Origin of the sequence: Leuconostoc miyukkimchii (assembly GCF_019656055.1) — a bacterium.
In the GTDB taxonomy this organism is placed as follows: domain Bacteria; phylum Bacillota; class Bacilli; order Lactobacillales; family Lactobacillaceae; genus Leuconostoc; species Leuconostoc miyukkimchii.
The window spans coordinates 1-15,418 of record NZ_BPKY01000010.1 but is presented as its reverse complement, the minus strand read 5'-3'; the positions used below and the strand labels follow the sequence as shown (position 1 = coordinate 15,418).

Here is a 15,418-nt window from a genome sequence, read left to right as displayed (position 1 = left end):
CGTTAAAAATCTGGTATAGCCTGTTATACCAAAATGATATTTTGGACAGGCTCTGCGAGGCGCGTCATCGACAAGCGATGACAGTAGCGTTGCCCCCTCCTTCTGGGGGAACTGCTATTTTCCGGCGCCTATTATCCGGCTAGAAAAACCTCCGGCGGGTCACGCCGTGACGGGGCACTTTATCATTGCATGATCGCCGTCAGCGAGAGCATGTCATGCAGAACGCTACCCGCGTGGGGCAAGCTGGTGTCAGCTTAACCACATTAAAATAATCTGTAAACGTAAGTGTATAATAAAATTGTGGCGGATTATTTTGCTTGTTAGTATAATTCAATTAGATATCAATTTAAATGCAATAAGGAGCTTAATTATGGCTGATAAAAATATTTTTGAAAAGTTGTTTTTGGAAGCTGAAAAAACAAACTTACAAGTATTAATGGATATTGCTTTAAACGAAAAAGATCCCGACAAGAAAGAACTCTTAATGGCCATTTATACTTATGCCATCGGTAAGAAACAAAAAGAATTACTTAAAAACAAAGAATTTGTGATTTGAAAAGAAAGGCGGTTTATGTTTTCACTAGTAGCCGATTTAATCTAGCTGTTTTATACTCAATACATGCTCTTATACTAAAAAAATGGACTATTTTTATTCAGTCCGTAAAATGAAAGTATAGGAGTATTTTTATGTCAATTCGTTATTCACAAGATTTTAAAGATTCACTGGTTAAACTTCACCAAGAAGGCCGTTCACTTAAGTCATTAGCAGACGAATTTGGACCTTCAAAAGATTCTATTGCTATTTGGGTCAAGCAAGCTACCCCAGTCATGATTCAGGGTCAGTCAAAGACTTTAAAAGACGTTAAGCAATTAGAAAAGCGTCTCGCTATTTTGGAGGAAGAAAACGAAATTTTATCACGCATAGCCTGACATGCATTGAGCGGCCATCTTACTAGCCAAAAAATAGTCCGTAATGTGGGATTGCCGCTAGTTAATCAATTTTTAGCACAAGGCTACGCGCTTGTGCGTATTTTAAATGCACTTAAAATCAGATCTAGTACCTATTACAATTGGCGCCATTGGCAGCCCAGTCGACAAGAAAAGCGTAGAGAATCCCTAAAACCTTATATTTTAGACGTTTGGAAAACCTTTAAATTTTATGGTTATCGCCGTATTGCTGCTTATAGTCAACAAACCGACGGGGCGAAAGTATCTGAGTATATGACACTCCAATTAATGCGTGAATTAGGGATTAGATCGCGCATGCAAAAATGTTATCGCAAACCCAAAACTGTTGTGACGGTTGATCAAAAACCCAATCTGATTAGACACTTGCATGATTTAAGCGGTGTTTGGCAAACAGATATCACTTATATTCAGTTGACTAATCACAGATGGGTCTATTTAGCGACCGTTTTGGATCCTGAGAAGAGAAAAGTATTGGGCTATAAAATTGGCGATACAATGACAGCCGAGCTAGCCACAAGTGCCTTACAGATGGCGTTAGATAAGCATCGAAAGCCACTCATTATTCATTCAGATATGGGGTCACAATACACGAGTGCTGAGTTTAATATTAAATGCCAAAATTATGGCTTGAAACATTCTTATTCACTCAAAGGCCATCCGTACGATAATGGCCGTATGGAAGCGTTCCATTCAATATTGAAGCGTGAAGAGGTGTATTTGAAGGCATACCAAACATTAACTGAAGTCCAAGCAGCCATTGGTTGGTATATCAATTTTTTTTATAATCGCAATCGTATCTCAAATGTCGCCTAATTAACTGAATAAAAATAGTCCAATTTATTGACTTCTGAGCAACATAGTCAATTTACATGGCTATTCTCTTCTCTCCCATAAATTTTATTCATCAAATTATTCTCTCTCAAAAAGGACCGTCTCCCTCCCAGAGCGGTCCTTTTACTTTGGTTAACAAACATTAAATATCTTTAAACCGTCTTTGTTGTGTACGTTCACTTATGCCTGTTTTTCTAGCAATCATCTTGTAAGTCATGCCTTGCTGGCGCAAATCATAAGCTAAACGTATTTGTTCATCAGTATAGGTTTGTGGGCGTCCCTCACTAAAATAGGGGTCATTCCGCTTAGCATATTCTTTTCCCTCATGTGTCCTTGTAACAATCATATCTCTTTCAAATTGCGCAAAGGCACTAAAAATCGTAAAAATCAGTTGTCCTGTGGGGGTGTTATCAATTATTCCCATGTTGAGAATATTAACTTTGATGTTACGTTTAAAAAGGTCTTGAATTATATCAAGGGCTTCTTTAGTATTACGTGCGAAGCGGTCTAATTTCGTAACAATCAATGTGTCATCTGTTTTTAGTTCATTCAGCACTTTGTTAAATTCAGGACGTTCAGTAGTCGTACCAGTAAATTTTTCTTTATAGATTATTTCAGCGCCTGAATTTTTTAAGCTCTCAATTTGATTTTCTAGTTTTTGATCGATGGTGCTTACGCGTGCATAGCCATATTTCATATGTTTATTCCTTTCCAAACGGGTAGAAAATTTCATGTTTTGTTTCGTACTCGATTATTTTAGATATTTTAGAATCGCCATTAAATTCAATTCGTGAAATACCGTCAAAAATATATTCATTTTCTTCTTTTGCATGAAAAATCCAAGTCACGAAAAAAGAATTATTATCTACGTTTACAGTATTAATTGACCAGTTTAAGACTACTTGCTTTTTCAATTGCTGAGTAATCCATAAGTGGATTTCTTTTAAATTACGATAACAGGCGCCATAGCATTCACGGTAGAAAATATCATCAGCAAAAATATCATTAATCCTAGAAAAATCTCGTTCAATCCACATTTTAAAATATGTCTCAATCAATTTTATCTGATGTTCGTTTTTCATTAATTTGTTTCTCCTTTATGTCTATAAGTTATGACGCATTCTAACCCCTTTAATTATAAGACACAAAAAAAGGCGACACAACTGTTGAGTTATGACGCATTTTAATTAGTATATATATATAGTACTATAACAAATTATTTAACATGCTTTTTACAGTATTTTTAGTTTGTAAGCCTACTTCTCGAGTAATGAGTTTTCCATCTTTATAAAGTAAAAAGGTTGGAATACCTGAAATAGAATGACGAATATTTAATTCCATGTTATTATCAACATTAACCTTCCCAAATTTAATCGATTCATATATTGGGTCTTCTGCTATTTTATCTAAGACAGAATCCATCATTCTACAAGGCGCACACCAATCTGCACGAAAATCAACTAATATAACCCCTTTGGACACAGATTCTTCATAGTTTTCACTTGTTAATTCGATTTCTTTTACCATATAAAATTACTCCTTTTATTTTAATAGACAGATATAAAATTAACTGTCACTATTGTGAGCAATTTCTTGCCAATCATGAACACTACTATTAAGACTATATGCATTTAATCCATATTGGTTCAATTTTTTAACTGCAAAATTAGAATTAGCGCACAATCTCCCACGACAATAAACAATAATTTTTTTATTTTTAGGTATAATATTTATATTATCTATTAATTCATTAAGTGGGATGTTTATTGCGCCTAAAATATGATTTGCAATATACTCATCTTTTGGACGTACATCTAGCAAAAAAATATTATCAATTTCTTGACGCACTTTTTCAAGACTTATTGTTTTCACATACTGATCATTGTCAGCTTCTTTTTGAATATATTTCATCTCAGATGATTCACGTTCACCAACTTTCATTAAAGTACGTACTAGACTAACGACATTGTCTGAAGCTAAACTATATATAATTTGATTACCGTTCCTAGAAGAAGCAACTAAGTGACTTTCTTTTAACACTTGTAAATGACGTGAAGTGTTCGCAACACTATTACCAGTATCTCTAGAAATACTATCTACAGATTTTGATGCTTGTAATAATAAGTCCAGTATTTCTAATCTTTTATTGCTAGCCAATCCTTTACTAAAATGAGCTAATTCGTCATATAAACTATTCTTGTATTGAATAATATCTAAAACCATTTACATTACTACTCCATCTTCTCTAATTGTTATAATCACATAAAATTAAGAAATACAAAAAGGTATGATTGATATATTCTAGTATTATCACAACTATAAATAGATCTAATCAATATTAAAGTAAAAGTAACTGAAATCATTGATTACTATAATATATTTCGTAACTTAAACGCTAATGATGGGAAAGACATTACCATTTTTTCATTCCAGAGATTTTGGTCGATATCTAACGCTATAATTGGTATAAAAATATTGATATCATCACTGGCAGTTTGGCTAATTTCTGATGCTGCTATAATTCTTTGATTCTGATCGTAAACAAGTGATAAATGAGCATTATAGTCATTAGTGCCAGCGTAGAGAAAATCACCCTTTGAAATATCAATATCCTTAACTGTGAGATTTGGATCAAGGCGAGCTTGGTCAATATCAACTCCAGTAGAAGCAAGTTGAGGAAAAGTAAAGGTAACTTTGCCAATAACAGGATAATGAATTTCACTTTTCTTCTTCCCGAGTAAGTAAGCACTTAAATAAGCACCTTCAAACTGAGCAGTTAGAGTTAATCTAGGAATATCCTTTTTAATAACATCTCCAATGGCATAGATATTAGAAGCAGTTGTTCTTAAATACTTATCAACAATCACACCATCTTTATCAAAATCAACTTTTGTATTTTCTAAGTTAAGAGCATTAATATTTGGAATTCTACCAGTAGCGTTAATAACAGTTGAAAATTCTAAATTTTGACCATTATCAGTAGTAACTAGAATTCCATTTGATGTCTTTTCAGCTTTAGTAACCTGAGTATTGAAACGGAAGTCAATACCAAGATTTTCCTTCATGTTTTTAATAAGCATATCAACATGTCGGCTATCGAAATCGCGCAAAGGACGATCTGACCGTTGTAACATTGTTACATTAGAACCAGCAGCGGATAATATAGTTGCAATTTCCATACCAACGTAACCACTACCAATAATAGCAACCGTCGCAGGTAAGTCTTCCATATTAAAGAAATCATCACTTGTTAGGAAGAGATGGCTACCAGGAATATTCATTGGTCGCGGTTTCAAGCCAGTAGCGATAATGAAGTTATCACTAGTAATTAATGTTTCATCAACTTTAATAGTATGTTCATCGACAAAACTAGCTGTGCCTCTAACAGTATCGGCTCCTAATTCTTCATAAGCATGTTGATTATTTGTTGAAACAGGAGAAAATACCCGTTTTTTTTCTAGTATTAGATCATTCCAATTTAACTTAGCTGGAGATTCAATCCCTTTATTTAATAAATCTCTCGAAGTAAGAGCGGTTTTAATAGCACCCTCTAAAAAAATTTTGGGTTCACAACCAGCATTCGGACAAATACCCCCAAAATTATCTGATTCAACGACTAAAATCCGTTTTTTACTTCCTTGCATACCAACTAGGAAACGATAAACAGAAGGACCACTACCAATAATTGTATAATCATACGTTTTCATGTTACATCCTCCTTTATATAGCTAGTCATTACTTATCTTTATTTTCTTCTTCTGTTACTTGTTTATGGTGATCAGCGATAATACAACCGTCTGGTCCGCAAACATCAACGTCATTAGTTACACCAAAAGTTTGGAAAGTCATCTTTTGTTCTTTATTCATAAAATATTTCTCCTTACTATCCTTTAGCTTTATCTTCTTCATCTTGAACTTGTTTTAATGCATTTATAAAGACTTCATAAGGTTGAGCACCATTAATACCATATTTATTGTTAATAACAAAAAAAGGGGCCGCATGAATGCCAGATTGCATTGCTTCAATCTCATCGGCTTTTACTTCTTGAAAGTACTTATCGGAATTAAGGATTACTTCAACTTCATCTTTATATAAGCCAACTTCGGTTGCTGCATTAACTAATACATTATGATCAGCGATTGAACGGCCATCATTAAAGTATACTTGGTAAAAACGGCGAATCAAGTTTTCAGTTAGGACCGGATCATGTTTACTATTAGCGAGTTTAATTAGCCGGTGAGCATCAACAGTATTGGTTGGAATAACACTATTGATATCCATTGATAAGCCATCATCATGAGCCATTTTTTCGATATAAGCCATTTGTTGTTTGGCTTGATCCTCCATTGACTTATTACCTTGGGTAAAATGATTAATGTATCCTTCAGTAGTTTCCTTTGATGTTGTTGGATCGAGCTCAAAAGACTTAAACTCTAACTCAGTTGTATTATAGATACCTAATTCCTTCATGGCTCTTTTCATACGATTAGAGCCAATATAACAAAAAGGACAAGCTATATCTGACCAATATTTTATTTCCATTTTCTTCTCCTATTTTTCGTTAAACTGTTCAATATACTCAAATGAGTTTTGACCTGCAATACCACCATCACCTACTGCAGTGGTTATTTGACGGAGTTTTTTTAACCTTACATCTCCAATTGCAAAAATACCAGGTATATTTGTTTCCATTTCGCTATTAGTAATAATCCATCCTGACTCATCAGTAATGTTTAAATTACTAAACATTTGGGTATTGGGTATGTTTCCAATATAAATAAAAACACCTGTAGTATCGACAGTAGTAAGTTTTCCCGATTGATTATCAACCATTTTAATACCAGTTACGCGGTTATCATCTCCAACTATTTCTACCACATTACTATTCCACGTAAAGTCGATTTTATTATTTGAAAACGCACGATCTTGAAGAACTTTTTGGGCACGCAACTTGTCACGATGATGAACAATGCCAACGTGATCTGTAATATTAGCTAAATAGGTCCCTTCAGAAATTGCTGAATCTCCACCCCCGACAACAGTAACATTCTCATTTTTAAAGAATGCACCATCACAAACAGCGCAATATGAGACACCTTTTCCACTAAATTCTTTTTCTCCTGGAATACCCAACTTACGATTATTAGATCCAGTAGCAATAATAACTACCTTAGATACTAAATCCTCACTATCTGTTTTTACATGTTTATACTGATTATCATCAACAGTTACTTCTTGAACGTCACCAAAAATAAATTCAACTCCTGCGTTAACTGTATTCTGATACATTTTTTCACCTAAATCAGGCCCTTTAATTGTAGGAAATCCAGGATAATTTTCTATATCATCAGTATTATTCATTTGACCGCCATAAACACCACGATCAATCATCGCCACTTTTAAATTAGCTCGTGCAGCATAAAGGGAAGCTGTCATGCCACCTGGTCCTGCACCAATTACAATTACATCATATTCAAGCATACTACCATCATCTTTCTATTGCTTGATCAATAAAACTTATAATTTCATTTTTTGTTTTACGATCTTTATTTACTAATCTATCTATTTCTTTACCGGAATCATAAACTACAAAACTCGGAATACCAAAAATATTAAGTGATCGTGCTATATGCATATTTTTGTCGGTATCAATATTAATAAATTGATATTCACGAAATGTATTCTCAATCTCTGGTAATACAGGTTCAATAAATTTGCAATCTCCACACCAATCAGCAGTGAATACTAAAACATATTTACCATTTTTTATCTTATGTTTTAATTCATTGAAAGAATTATAAAAAACTTTTTCCATCTATATAACGTCCTATTTATTAAATTACGCATAATACGCCAGTACTTTTTTTAATTGATCTTTTGTGTGAAAACCAACTAACTTTTCAACAATTTCTCCATTTTTTTTAACTACTAATGTTGGAATGGATCTAATACCTAAACTAGTTGCAACTTGTTGATTATTATCAACATCAACTTTAGTAAACTTAACTTGATTCCCAATTTCATCATCTAGTTGATCTATAATAGGGCTTTGCATTCGGCAAGGCGCACACCATTCTGCCCAAAAATCGGTTAATACAACTCCTTCAGAAGTGCTGATGTCAAAATTTTCATAAGTCAAATTTTCAACCATGGATAAATTCCTTTCTAAATAAAAAAACAATTAAACTATTCAATATAATAATTGAATAGTTTAATTATAACACATTTTATTATCAATCATATTATTTTGATAGAAAATAACCATTCAGGATATTAGAGTATTAATCATCAATAGGTAAATCACGCTTTATCCTGTATAATGGTTTGAGTAGAGAAGTTAAGGCGGTGGCTATTTCCTTAAAAAGGGGGTGGTGCTTATGGTGTAACAACTATAAACTCACATTCTAGGAAGGGAGTAGCCCAAGTGTCCGTATCGGACGCTTTACAGCTTATGTTGATGTTTGGCACTTTTATAGTTGCCTTACTGACATTAGTTGTTGAGTTGATTAAAAATCAGCAAAAAAAATAACCGCCTTAGCTCTGCAAAGCTAGCGGTTATTTAATAATCATAGTATTGTCACCGTCTTAAACGGCTCTACATAGGAAGTCTTGTTAGCGCAAGGCTTCCTTTTTTCTGTATTCATTATATCATTATTTAATCTTTTCTGCTATATTGTTTGTTCGTCACGTTCAACTTTGGGTTGTTTAAGGGTAGGGGTGTTTTTTGCAAATGCTTGTAGTTCAGATTGTGTTTGCTCACTGATATTTTGGCGTACCTGTTTGAGTTGCTTTTCTGTTTGCTGACTACTGTTATCAGGCTCTTTTTTAAGCGTTGGAATAAATCCAGTACAGGCGTTATTTTAATTATAAGAAAAAAACAGCCCCTAACCAACCGAATCGATTCGTTAGGGGCTGTTTTATTAAGGTTTTACAGGGGTTATCTTATCATTATAGCCCCTTAACTCAATAATTTTTGAATTATTCATCATTTTTATTTTTTGTGGGCCAAATGGGTTTAGTCATGATTATTATGACGACTCCCACTATCATAGTAACAAAGGAAATAATTTTTTGTGGATAATTTACTATTAGCCAAAAAGAGCCAATTATTATTGATAAACCTAACACAATAAACAGTGTTATGAAGCTATATCTAATTATTGGCGATATAGAATCAAAAGGATTTTTATTATCAGTAGGTTCTATCATATATCCAAAAATGAAGCCAACGAATAGCCAAGTTAAAAAAACAACGATACGAAGTGGGGTCTGAATATTTAAAAACCACACCATTGCTAACATACCGGTTAACAGCGAATATAAACTCACCACTATAGCCAGCGCATTGTCACGAAAAACTTTATGACTATCTTTGATTAGTTTATTCTCTAACTGACTATTACCAGTGATTAGTTCATCCAGTGTTACGTCTAAGACTTTAGATATTTTAATAATCAATTCAATATCTGGTAAATTTCTTTCATTCTCCCAGTTTGAAATAGTTTTAGGGGAAACATTCAATTTTTTAGCTAATTGTCTCTGAGATAGTTTATGGCGCAAACGTAATTATTTTAAACTTTTTGCAAATGACATAACATACCTCCGTATTTGCTTTTTTGTTAATGTGAATAAAACTAACTTAACAATAAATAGAGATAGCTATCAAGTATTTTTATCAAAAACGTATCTCGTTATTCGAGAGGAGTAATATTTTTGTGACCTTATGTAAATCATAAAAGGAAGTTATGCTAATTATCACACACTCGTGAGGATTTTTTTGGTATTGATCACCACAAAGCAAGAACTATCTAGTATTTAGTTGATTAATTTCTTAATGTTAATATTATTTGCTTTAAATTTTAATAGATTATCGCTATATTAATTTCTAGAAGGAGGTCATGTATCAATGTTAATTGGTGTGAAAATAAAAATGATTAGAGAGGCTTTTGATTTAACACAAGAGCAACTAGGAAAAGAATTACATCTAACACGCCAAACAATATCTAGCTGGGAAAATGGGAAAAGCTATCCTGGCATAACTGATATTCTGAGCATCAGCAACAAATATAATGTGTCATTAGATGAGTTAATGAAGGAGGATATAGAATTGATTGGACATTTTGAAGCAATCGATCATAGTTTAAATAAGCAAAAAATATTGTACGCGATTGCTTATGTCGCAAATGTTTTATTTCTGGCAGTTTATATATTGGCAAATTATATGCATGTTTTGCCAATATATAAAGTGACTGCGTTAATTATGGGCATGATTGCATTGTTTGTCTTATTTTCAACAGTGCAACAACCAGTTAATTTATATACGAACAAATGGGCCTTAATTGCAATTATCATTGCTTTTATGTATTTTGTGAGTATGGCTATTTTTAGAGGAGTCACTAGCAATAATATTGATGAACAAACTGGTATTTATGTTAGTTTAGGCTTACGCGTTTTACTATTAACTAGTAGTGTCTATTTCGTACCGCAATTACCATTTAGAAAATAGAACAGCGTGTTAGTCATCTATAATCCTGGGGGATAATAAAATCAATTATTTGACAATCGTTTTTAAGTAGATGTTGTTAAATCAAAAGAACAAAGAGCTTGACTCCTTTAATAACTAGAGTTAAGCTCTTTGTTCTGATAACCATGATTATGTTGACTTATAAACGTTAAAAAAGGTTTCAATACTTAAGTTAAAAACATTTTTTTAACATTCCCAATCCAAATCATCGTTAGTGATATTAGCTAATAATAACCAACCTTATTAAAAAAAAGGTCAAACCTTTTTACAAGTTGACCTTTTTTTATTTCAGGTATGATAATATCACACGACGTTAGCCATGACCCCGCAGGGTTTCCTGATACATTTCCTCATTTTTCAATAACAAATTAAGAATGTGTTGATAAACACATGTCGGATATAAGACTATTAAAGTCTAGACCGGTTACAGCCCGCTTCCACTATATCCTACTACTTTAATTTATTATACTTGTATTTTAACACAAATGATATATCATATCCAAAAATTACTTCCAAAAATATCTGGTCTAAGATCTCGATTTGTCATAGCTCCTGAATAATATAAACTCTTAATAGCTTTCATAATATATAAACTTTTATATTCTTTATCATATTGCGCCTGACTAAAATTAGAATCATTTTTCAACCTATAATCTAACATATGCTTGTTACCTATGTGGCTAGGAACATAATCAATTAACTGCAAACTATTACTATTATCTTCTTTATCAACAAATGACAAGCCTTTTATCTGTTGAAACGTACTAGGTTCTAAAGTTATATTACCAACTGCTAATAATTTTGTATATGTTTCATAAAAGTTAGATATATGCGAACAATCTTCATAAATGATTTTTCCCGTTACAGGAGAAGAATGTTCTTTGCCCTTAAAATAAAGGAATTGAGCAAACATTTGAATTATATTTGAAAAAACTACGTTATGAACTCTATTATCATCCACAATATAAACATCCTTATATTTATTTATGTTTATGGTTGAAGATAATAAAGTACCTTTCAATATATCGTTCGAAAATATATCTTGAATTTTTTCGTGATATCCCAAAAAATTTTTTGGATCATTATATTCATAATACTGTGGACGAGCTAATATGATTTGGTCTCTAAAAGACTGATTCCCTGGTTTTGATAAAGAAGCAGGAGAAAAAGCATTCACTTCAGCAGTATGTAAAATAACATCAGTGCGACCGAATAAAGATAATTTATAGCTATTTAATTCCTGTTCTACAAAAGAATTAGCAGCATTATTCAATATAATACCAGACATAGTAAGAAACTTTAATGGAAAACCGCCTATTGGGTCTTTTGGTAATCGAGTATAACTTTCATCAACGTATAAAACATAATCTGTTGGATTCATATAAACCTCTTCACAAGAATAAAATTAAACAGCTCAAGTTAAAAGTATAAACTAATAAACAAAATAAACAACAAAGGCAATCAGTTTGATTTAAGCAGAGGAAGCCCTAAGTATTTAGGACTTTTAAATTTGTTCAAGGTATAATTCAGAATTATATCGCTTGTATCAATCATTTATCCTTATTTTTTCTTTACTTTTATTTACCAAAACGCCACCACTTTTTAGATTTAGAAGTGTCTTGATGATTAGTTTCTTCTACATCACTTTGCTTATTAACAGACGCCTGTTTATCTATTGAAGATTGGGTAGTTAATGCTTTTAAATCTTTAATTTCAGTTTTGTATTCTTCTAAGAGTTTTTTATCTTGCAACGCTAACCGTTGTTGCTGATCTAGTAATTTATGTAACTCTTTCTTTTCAGATTGAAGTTCCAATACTAAATCACGGAGAAAATCAACCTCACCCGGACCGTCAACATGCTCTTTTTTGTTGTCGTCAACTTTATCTTCACGTTGACGATTTTCAGTTGACATTTTATCTAAAAACATTGATTTTATAGCTTTTTGTCCGTCAACATTAATGTAAACAGTGTTCCCTTTTTTTGACGTAAATTGACGTAAATTGATTGACGAATCTCTTTTTATCTTTTGCCATACAGCTTGCTTTGAAACACCTAACTCATCAGAAAGTTCTCGAATGGTTTTTAAATTTTCACTCATGATCTATATCCTGCCTTTTAATGATTGGTAGATACTGTTCAATTGATTTTTTAAGATACTTAGCAATGTTCTTTTTTGAATAGTCATCTTGTTTATCTCTGATATATGCCAAATGCTCTTTAACGCCGTTTAGGCCACGTAAGTCTTTTAACTCGTCATAGAGTGGATAAACATTTTTCTGTAGTCCTGCCAATATTTTTTTATCCATAAGGTCCAGATATGATAATAAAAATTGTTCCATCAGCAATTTTGTATATGGACTATCCATTGCCTGCAAAACTAATTCATTTTCACTTTCTTCTTGCCTTATCTTACCGTCAATATAAGCTGGATCATCTAACTTGTAACTGCTATCATCTGCTACCTGCTTTTTAGTGATATGAAAGACAATACTATCAATACTCCGCCCTTTTTTGAGCTTTTCGTAAGTTACATTGAACGTTGTGTGTCTAGTAATTTCTGACAATGGTTCATTCAGTACTCTTTTTTCAAAATGATCAAATCGTTTATATTCATCAATTGTATCTGTCATTTGACGTAAATCTCGCATACTTATTTCAGGATTACGGTAACTTTCAACCTGTTCCTCTCTCCGTCCACCTTTAACACTGTAATGCTCGTATTGATTGTAATTCATCGATAACCAACGATACAAAATAACGGCATATTTACTATTCAATTCTGCAATATCTGACAATGCATGTTGTGTAAAATTATTTTTAAGATTGATTAAGTAAGGCATGATTTCACGATGAAATTCAATTTTTACTTCATCGTTATAATCCGTCCATTCAACATAAGGGATTGGTACAATACTAATAAATTTAAAGCCTTTATCTTGTTCTTTTTTAATCTGAAAAAAAGCTTGTTTCTGCATTTTTTCAACGGCTTCTTTAAAACGACTATGTTTGTTGCTATCATTGACCTTAAAAAAAGCAAATAACTCTCGCTTTGATAAATACACCGTATGATCCTTAGGTGGATTTTCAGTGTCAATTAAAGAAACTGCCAATTCAAACATTTTTAGTGGCGTTTTATCCATTTTTGCAATGGACGTGATTAAACTATTATGTTCAACCACTTTTCGTTTGGACAGTTCATTCAAGCTCTGCACCTGCCTTACGTTATTTTCTGGTAGAATAGACATATAAATACGCTCCTTTGTGCGTGTTACTGAAAAAGTATAAAGAAAAACTTCTAGACAGGATTTTCTTTATGCTTTTTATTATATCCTATACACCCACTTATTTAAATTAAAAGTGGGTGTATACATAGTATTTTGTGGGTTTATACATAGTATTTTGTGGGTGTATACATAGTATTTTGTGGGTACATAATCTTGTAAACCCTTGATAACAATGTATTTCTAACTACGCAAAAGAACAAAAGATTAAAATATAAAAGATAAACTTATAATAGGCTGCGCCTTTTTATTAACCCACTTAAAAAAACAAAAAGAGAACATAGACAACAAAATTAACTGGCTGCGATGTTCTCTTTTTTGATGATTGTGTCTTTCAAATGACGTCTCAATAATGATTTAAAATTATCCCCTCGTATTAAGCTCATAGAGCTCGTTTAACATCTTTGTTGAGTATTTATTAATCAAACCGTTAAAAACGCTTAAAACGGATCATAGAGCCATTTAAATCTATAGACTTGGCCCTTTAAATAGATCCCGAGTTAATTCGATAATCCGATTAATTAATGCTTTAACTTGTTCAATCCCTCGCCCTAATCTGCTAGAGGCAATTTTGCTATCTGGATTCTCTCGCGCAGTCTTTAGCATAGCTAACCAGGACGTGGCCTCTTTTTTACTTTTGGTCAGTTGTTCATGATCAAGCCGATACAGGACATAGCGTGCTTCAACATCACTATGGGGTATCTTTTCGACGCCATAATCATTTTTAAGCATATCCCGCATCGCATAGTCCATCTGTTGACTTTCTCTCACTCGCTGTTGAAGTGCTTGATGCGTATCTTTCAGCTGTTGATAGTCAGCTTGCAACTCAGCGAATTGGTCTTTGATTTTTAATAAGGCTTGATTGCTAGCTGCTGCATCACGTTGGCCTTGCAGGGTGGCTTTTTTCATATTGGCTAACACGCTTTTAAAGCGATCTAAATCATCTGGTTTAATCACGGTCTTGCCAAATAAATTTTTAGATAGTGCTTGTTTAAAGTCATCAATTTGTTTTTCAGCTAAGTCAACTTCCGTTAGAGCTTGATTCGTGACTTTGAGTAATGCCTTTTTAGCACTGATATTTTCTTCGACATTGGCTAGTTCCTCTTTTAAGGCTTTAAATTGATCATTGTATTTTTTGATTTCAGCGACATTCTCAAACGGTAAGGTTTTGTTATTTAAAATGCCCTGTTCATAAAAGGGTAGTGTCTGTTTTAAAGTCTGATCCAAATCATCATGAAATGTTTGTAAGTCATGCCTTGTGAGGACTTCTTTAGCAGAAACTTTATAGCGTTCTTTTTTGGCATCAAAAACGACTGGGACAAAGGCATAGTGCAAATGGGGTGTTGTCTCATCATAGTGCACCACAGCGGCCACAGCATTTTCTTGCCCATAACGATCGTCTAGAAATTGTTTGGTTGCTTGAAAAAAGGCGCTCTGTTGCTCATAGGGCGCTTCTGATAACTCTTCAGGTAAAGTAACGATCCAAGTCGCTAACGCCTTCACGTCGTCTCTTTTCATGCAATAAACGTCATTTAACCGCTCATTGAAGCGGGAAATCATATCTGAGTCATCTGATATAAGATCTTGATTAAGATATGTTTTCGCCACATCAATTTCTTTGTTGCTGTGATGGTCAGTTTTACGTTCAAAATGAACAGCTAAACCGGGCACTGCACCACGGGTATTTTTCTTTAAATGCGCCATAAAAAATGCCTCCTCAAAAAAGGTTTTACGAGACCAGTATAACACCGTTAAAAATCTGGTATAGCCTGTTATACCAAAATGATATTTTGGACAGGCTCTGCGAGGCG

20 protein-coding genes are annotated in these 15,418 nt (G+C 33.1%); 5 read left to right on the top strand and 15 right to left on the bottom strand.

The features are described 5' to 3' along the window. Positions 1–370 precede the first annotated feature (370 nt). The 3 genes from K5Q13_RS09480 to K5Q13_RS09470 all read left to right on the top strand — a co-directional run bounded on the left by K5Q13_RS09480 (position 371) and on the right by K5Q13_RS09470 (position 1,782). Positions 371–556, top strand: coding sequence for a hypothetical protein (locus K5Q13_RS09480; protein WP_013102083.1), 186 nt, complete (start codon positions 371–373; stop codon positions 554–556). 131 nt (positions 557–687) lie between these two features. Further along, positions 688–930 carry a transposase gene (locus tag K5Q13_RS09475; RefSeq protein ID WP_012304818.1) on the top strand — a complete coding sequence of 81 codons (243 nt, stop codon included), beginning with the start codon at positions 688–690 and terminating at the stop codon, positions 928–930. Positions 931–975: 45 nt separating this feature from the next. Further along, positions 976–1,782, top strand: coding sequence for an IS3 family transposase (locus tag K5Q13_RS09470; RefSeq protein WP_167524327.1), 807 nt, complete (start codon positions 976–978; stop codon positions 1,780–1,782). A gap of 160 nt (positions 1,783–1,942) precedes the next feature. On the opposite strand, the gene K5Q13_RS09465 is transcribed toward K5Q13_RS09470, so the two are convergent. The 10 genes from K5Q13_RS09465 to trxA form a co-directional block, all read right to left on the bottom strand. Then, positions 1,943–2,497 carry a recombinase family protein gene (locus K5Q13_RS09465; protein ID WP_013102082.1) on the bottom strand — a complete coding sequence of 185 codons (555 nt, stop codon included), beginning with the start codon at positions 2,495–2,497 and terminating at the stop codon, positions 1,943–1,945. Positions 2,498–2,501: 4 nt separating this feature from the next. Continuing rightward, positions 2,502–2,882 (bottom strand): nuclear transport factor 2 family protein, encoded by a 381-nt coding sequence (locus K5Q13_RS09460; RefSeq protein WP_013102081.1) that lies wholly within the window; start codon positions 2,880–2,882, stop codon positions 2,502–2,504. Positions 2,883–3,006: 124 nt separating this feature from the next. After that, a complete protein-coding gene (locus K5Q13_RS09455) occupies positions 3,007–3,327 on the bottom strand; it encodes a thioredoxin family protein (protein WP_012304815.1) in 321 nt (106 codons plus the stop codon). Between the two features lie 39 nt (positions 3,328–3,366). After that, positions 3,367–4,023, bottom strand: a complete 657-nt coding sequence (locus K5Q13_RS09450; RefSeq protein WP_012304814.1) for an ArsR/SmtB family transcription factor — start codon at positions 4,021–4,023, stop codon at positions 3,367–3,369. A gap of 146 nt (positions 4,024–4,169) precedes the next feature. After that, positions 4,170–5,507 (bottom strand): dihydrolipoyl dehydrogenase family protein, encoded by a 1,338-nt coding sequence (locus tag K5Q13_RS09445; protein WP_012304813.1) that lies wholly within the window; start codon positions 5,505–5,507, stop codon positions 4,170–4,172. 28 nt (positions 5,508–5,535) lie between these two features. Continuing rightward, positions 5,536–5,667, bottom strand: coding sequence for a hypothetical protein (locus tag K5Q13_RS09665; protein ID WP_013102093.1), 132 nt, complete (start codon positions 5,665–5,667; stop codon positions 5,536–5,538). A gap of 16 nt (positions 5,668–5,683) precedes the next feature. After that, positions 5,684–6,343 carry a DsbA family oxidoreductase gene (locus tag K5Q13_RS09440; protein ID WP_012304812.1) on the bottom strand — a complete coding sequence of 220 codons (660 nt, stop codon included), beginning with the start codon at positions 6,341–6,343 and terminating at the stop codon, positions 5,684–5,686. A gap of 9 nt (positions 6,344–6,352) precedes the next feature. Beyond that, positions 6,353–7,282, bottom strand: coding sequence for a thioredoxin-disulfide reductase (trxB, locus tag K5Q13_RS09435; protein ID WP_012304811.1), 930 nt, complete (start codon positions 7,280–7,282; stop codon positions 6,353–6,355). Between the two features lie 7 nt (positions 7,283–7,289). Next, positions 7,290–7,616 (bottom strand): thioredoxin family protein, encoded by a 327-nt coding sequence (locus K5Q13_RS09430; protein WP_012304810.1) that lies wholly within the window; start codon positions 7,614–7,616, stop codon positions 7,290–7,292. Positions 7,617–7,640: 24 nt separating this feature from the next. Beyond that, positions 7,641–7,952, bottom strand: a complete 312-nt coding sequence (gene trxA / locus K5Q13_RS09425) for a thioredoxin (protein WP_013102092.1) — start codon at positions 7,950–7,952, stop codon at positions 7,641–7,643. A gap of 273 nt (positions 7,953–8,225) precedes the next feature. Here trxA and K5Q13_RS09660 point away from each other — a divergent pair, with 273 nt between their 5' ends. After that, positions 8,226–8,330 carry a putative holin-like toxin gene (locus K5Q13_RS09660; protein ID WP_012304808.1) on the top strand — a complete coding sequence of 35 codons (105 nt, stop codon included), beginning with the start codon at positions 8,226–8,228 and terminating at the stop codon, positions 8,328–8,330. Between the two features lie 449 nt (positions 8,331–8,779). Here K5Q13_RS09660 and K5Q13_RS09415 read toward each other — a convergent pair whose 3' ends face one another. Beyond that, positions 8,780–9,361, bottom strand: a complete 582-nt coding sequence (locus tag K5Q13_RS09415; protein WP_012304807.1) for a helix-turn-helix domain-containing protein — start codon at positions 9,359–9,361, stop codon at positions 8,780–8,782. Positions 9,362–9,707: 346 nt separating this feature from the next. Between K5Q13_RS09415 and K5Q13_RS09410 the strand changes: the two genes are divergently transcribed. Beyond that, entirely contained in the window at positions 9,708–10,307 is a 600-nt protein-coding gene (locus tag K5Q13_RS09410) for a helix-turn-helix transcriptional regulator (RefSeq protein WP_012304806.1), read from the top strand. Between the two features lie 511 nt (positions 10,308–10,818). On the opposite strand, the gene K5Q13_RS09405 is transcribed toward K5Q13_RS09410, so the two are convergent. The 4 genes from K5Q13_RS09405 to mobV all read right to left on the bottom strand — a co-directional run bounded on the left by K5Q13_RS09405 (position 10,819) and on the right by mobV (position 15,311). After that, positions 10,819–11,706 (bottom strand): hypothetical protein, encoded by an 888-nt coding sequence (locus K5Q13_RS09405; RefSeq protein ID WP_012304804.1) that lies wholly within the window; start codon positions 11,704–11,706, stop codon positions 10,819–10,821. A gap of 196 nt (positions 11,707–11,902) precedes the next feature. After that, a complete protein-coding gene (locus K5Q13_RS09400; protein WP_012304803.1) occupies positions 11,903–12,424 on the bottom strand; it encodes a RepB-like protein in 522 nt (173 codons plus the stop codon). Continuing rightward, positions 12,417–13,571 carry a RepB family plasmid replication initiator protein gene (locus tag K5Q13_RS09395; protein WP_012304802.1) on the bottom strand — a complete coding sequence of 385 codons (1,155 nt, stop codon included), beginning with the start codon at positions 13,569–13,571 and terminating at the stop codon, positions 12,417–12,419. The genes K5Q13_RS09400 and K5Q13_RS09395 overlap by 8 nt, the downstream gene beginning before the upstream one ends. Positions 13,572–14,075: 504 nt before the next feature. Then, the gene (gene mobV / locus K5Q13_RS09390; protein WP_220741397.1) at positions 14,076–15,311 is read right to left on the bottom strand and encodes a MobV family relaxase; all 1,236 of its coding nucleotides are present in this window, start codon (positions 15,309–15,311) and stop codon (positions 14,076–14,078) included. Positions 15,312–15,418: the final 107 nt, after the last annotated feature.

Bases quoted from the DNA above. Each gene is read 5' to 3' on its own strand.
- K5Q13_RS09400 (WP_012304803.1), bottom strand. From the start codon at position 12,424: ATGAGTGAAAATTTAAAAACCATTCGAGAACTTTCTGATGAGTTAGGT.
- K5Q13_RS09445 (WP_012304813.1), bottom strand. From the start codon at position 5,507: ATGAAAACGTATGATTATACAATTATTGGTAGTGGTCCTTCTGTTTAT.
- trxA (WP_013102092.1), bottom strand. From the start codon at position 7,952: ATGGTTGAAAATTTGACTTATGAAAATTTTGACATCAGCACTTCTGAA.
- K5Q13_RS09455 (WP_012304815.1), bottom strand. From the start codon at position 3,327: ATGGTAAAAGAAATCGAATTAACAAGTGAAAACTATGAAGAATCTGTG.
- K5Q13_RS09465 (WP_013102082.1), bottom strand. From the start codon at position 2,497: ATGAAATATGGCTATGCACGCGTAAGCACCATCGATCAAAAACTAGAA.
- K5Q13_RS09475 (WP_012304818.1), top strand. From the start codon at position 688: ATGTCAATTCGTTATTCACAAGATTTTAAAGATTCACTGGTTAAACTT.
- K5Q13_RS09440 (WP_012304812.1), bottom strand. From the start codon at position 6,343: ATGGAAATAAAATATTGGTCAGATATAGCTTGTCCTTTTTGTTATATT.
- mobV (WP_220741397.1), bottom strand. From the start codon at position 15,311: ATGGCGCATTTAAAGAAAAATACCCGTGGTGCAGTGCCCGGTTTAGCT.
- trxB (WP_012304811.1), bottom strand. From the start codon at position 7,282: ATGCTTGAATATGATGTAATTGTAATTGGTGCAGGACCAGGTGGCATG.
- K5Q13_RS09430 (WP_012304810.1), bottom strand. From the start codon at position 7,616: ATGGAAAAAGTTTTTTATAATTCTTTCAATGAATTAAAACATAAGATA.
- K5Q13_RS09405 (WP_012304804.1), bottom strand. From the start codon at position 11,706: ATGAATCCAACAGATTATGTTTTATACGTTGATGAAAGTTATACTCGA.
- K5Q13_RS09450 (WP_012304814.1), bottom strand. From the start codon at position 4,023: ATGGTTTTAGATATTATTCAATACAAGAATAGTTTATATGACGAATTA.
- K5Q13_RS09480 (WP_013102083.1), top strand. From the start codon at position 371: ATGGCTGATAAAAATATTTTTGAAAAGTTGTTTTTGGAAGCTGAAAAA.
- K5Q13_RS09460 (WP_013102081.1), bottom strand. From the start codon at position 2,882: ATGAAAAACGAACATCAGATAAAATTGATTGAGACATATTTTAAAATG.
- K5Q13_RS09410 (WP_012304806.1), top strand. From the start codon at position 9,708: ATGTTAATTGGTGTGAAAATAAAAATGATTAGAGAGGCTTTTGATTTA.
- K5Q13_RS09665 (WP_013102093.1), bottom strand. From the start codon at position 5,667: ATGAATAAAGAACAAAAGATGACTTTCCAAACTTTTGGTGTAACTAAT.
- K5Q13_RS09395 (WP_012304802.1), bottom strand. From the start codon at position 13,571: ATGTCTATTCTACCAGAAAATAACGTAAGGCAGGTGCAGAGCTTGAAT.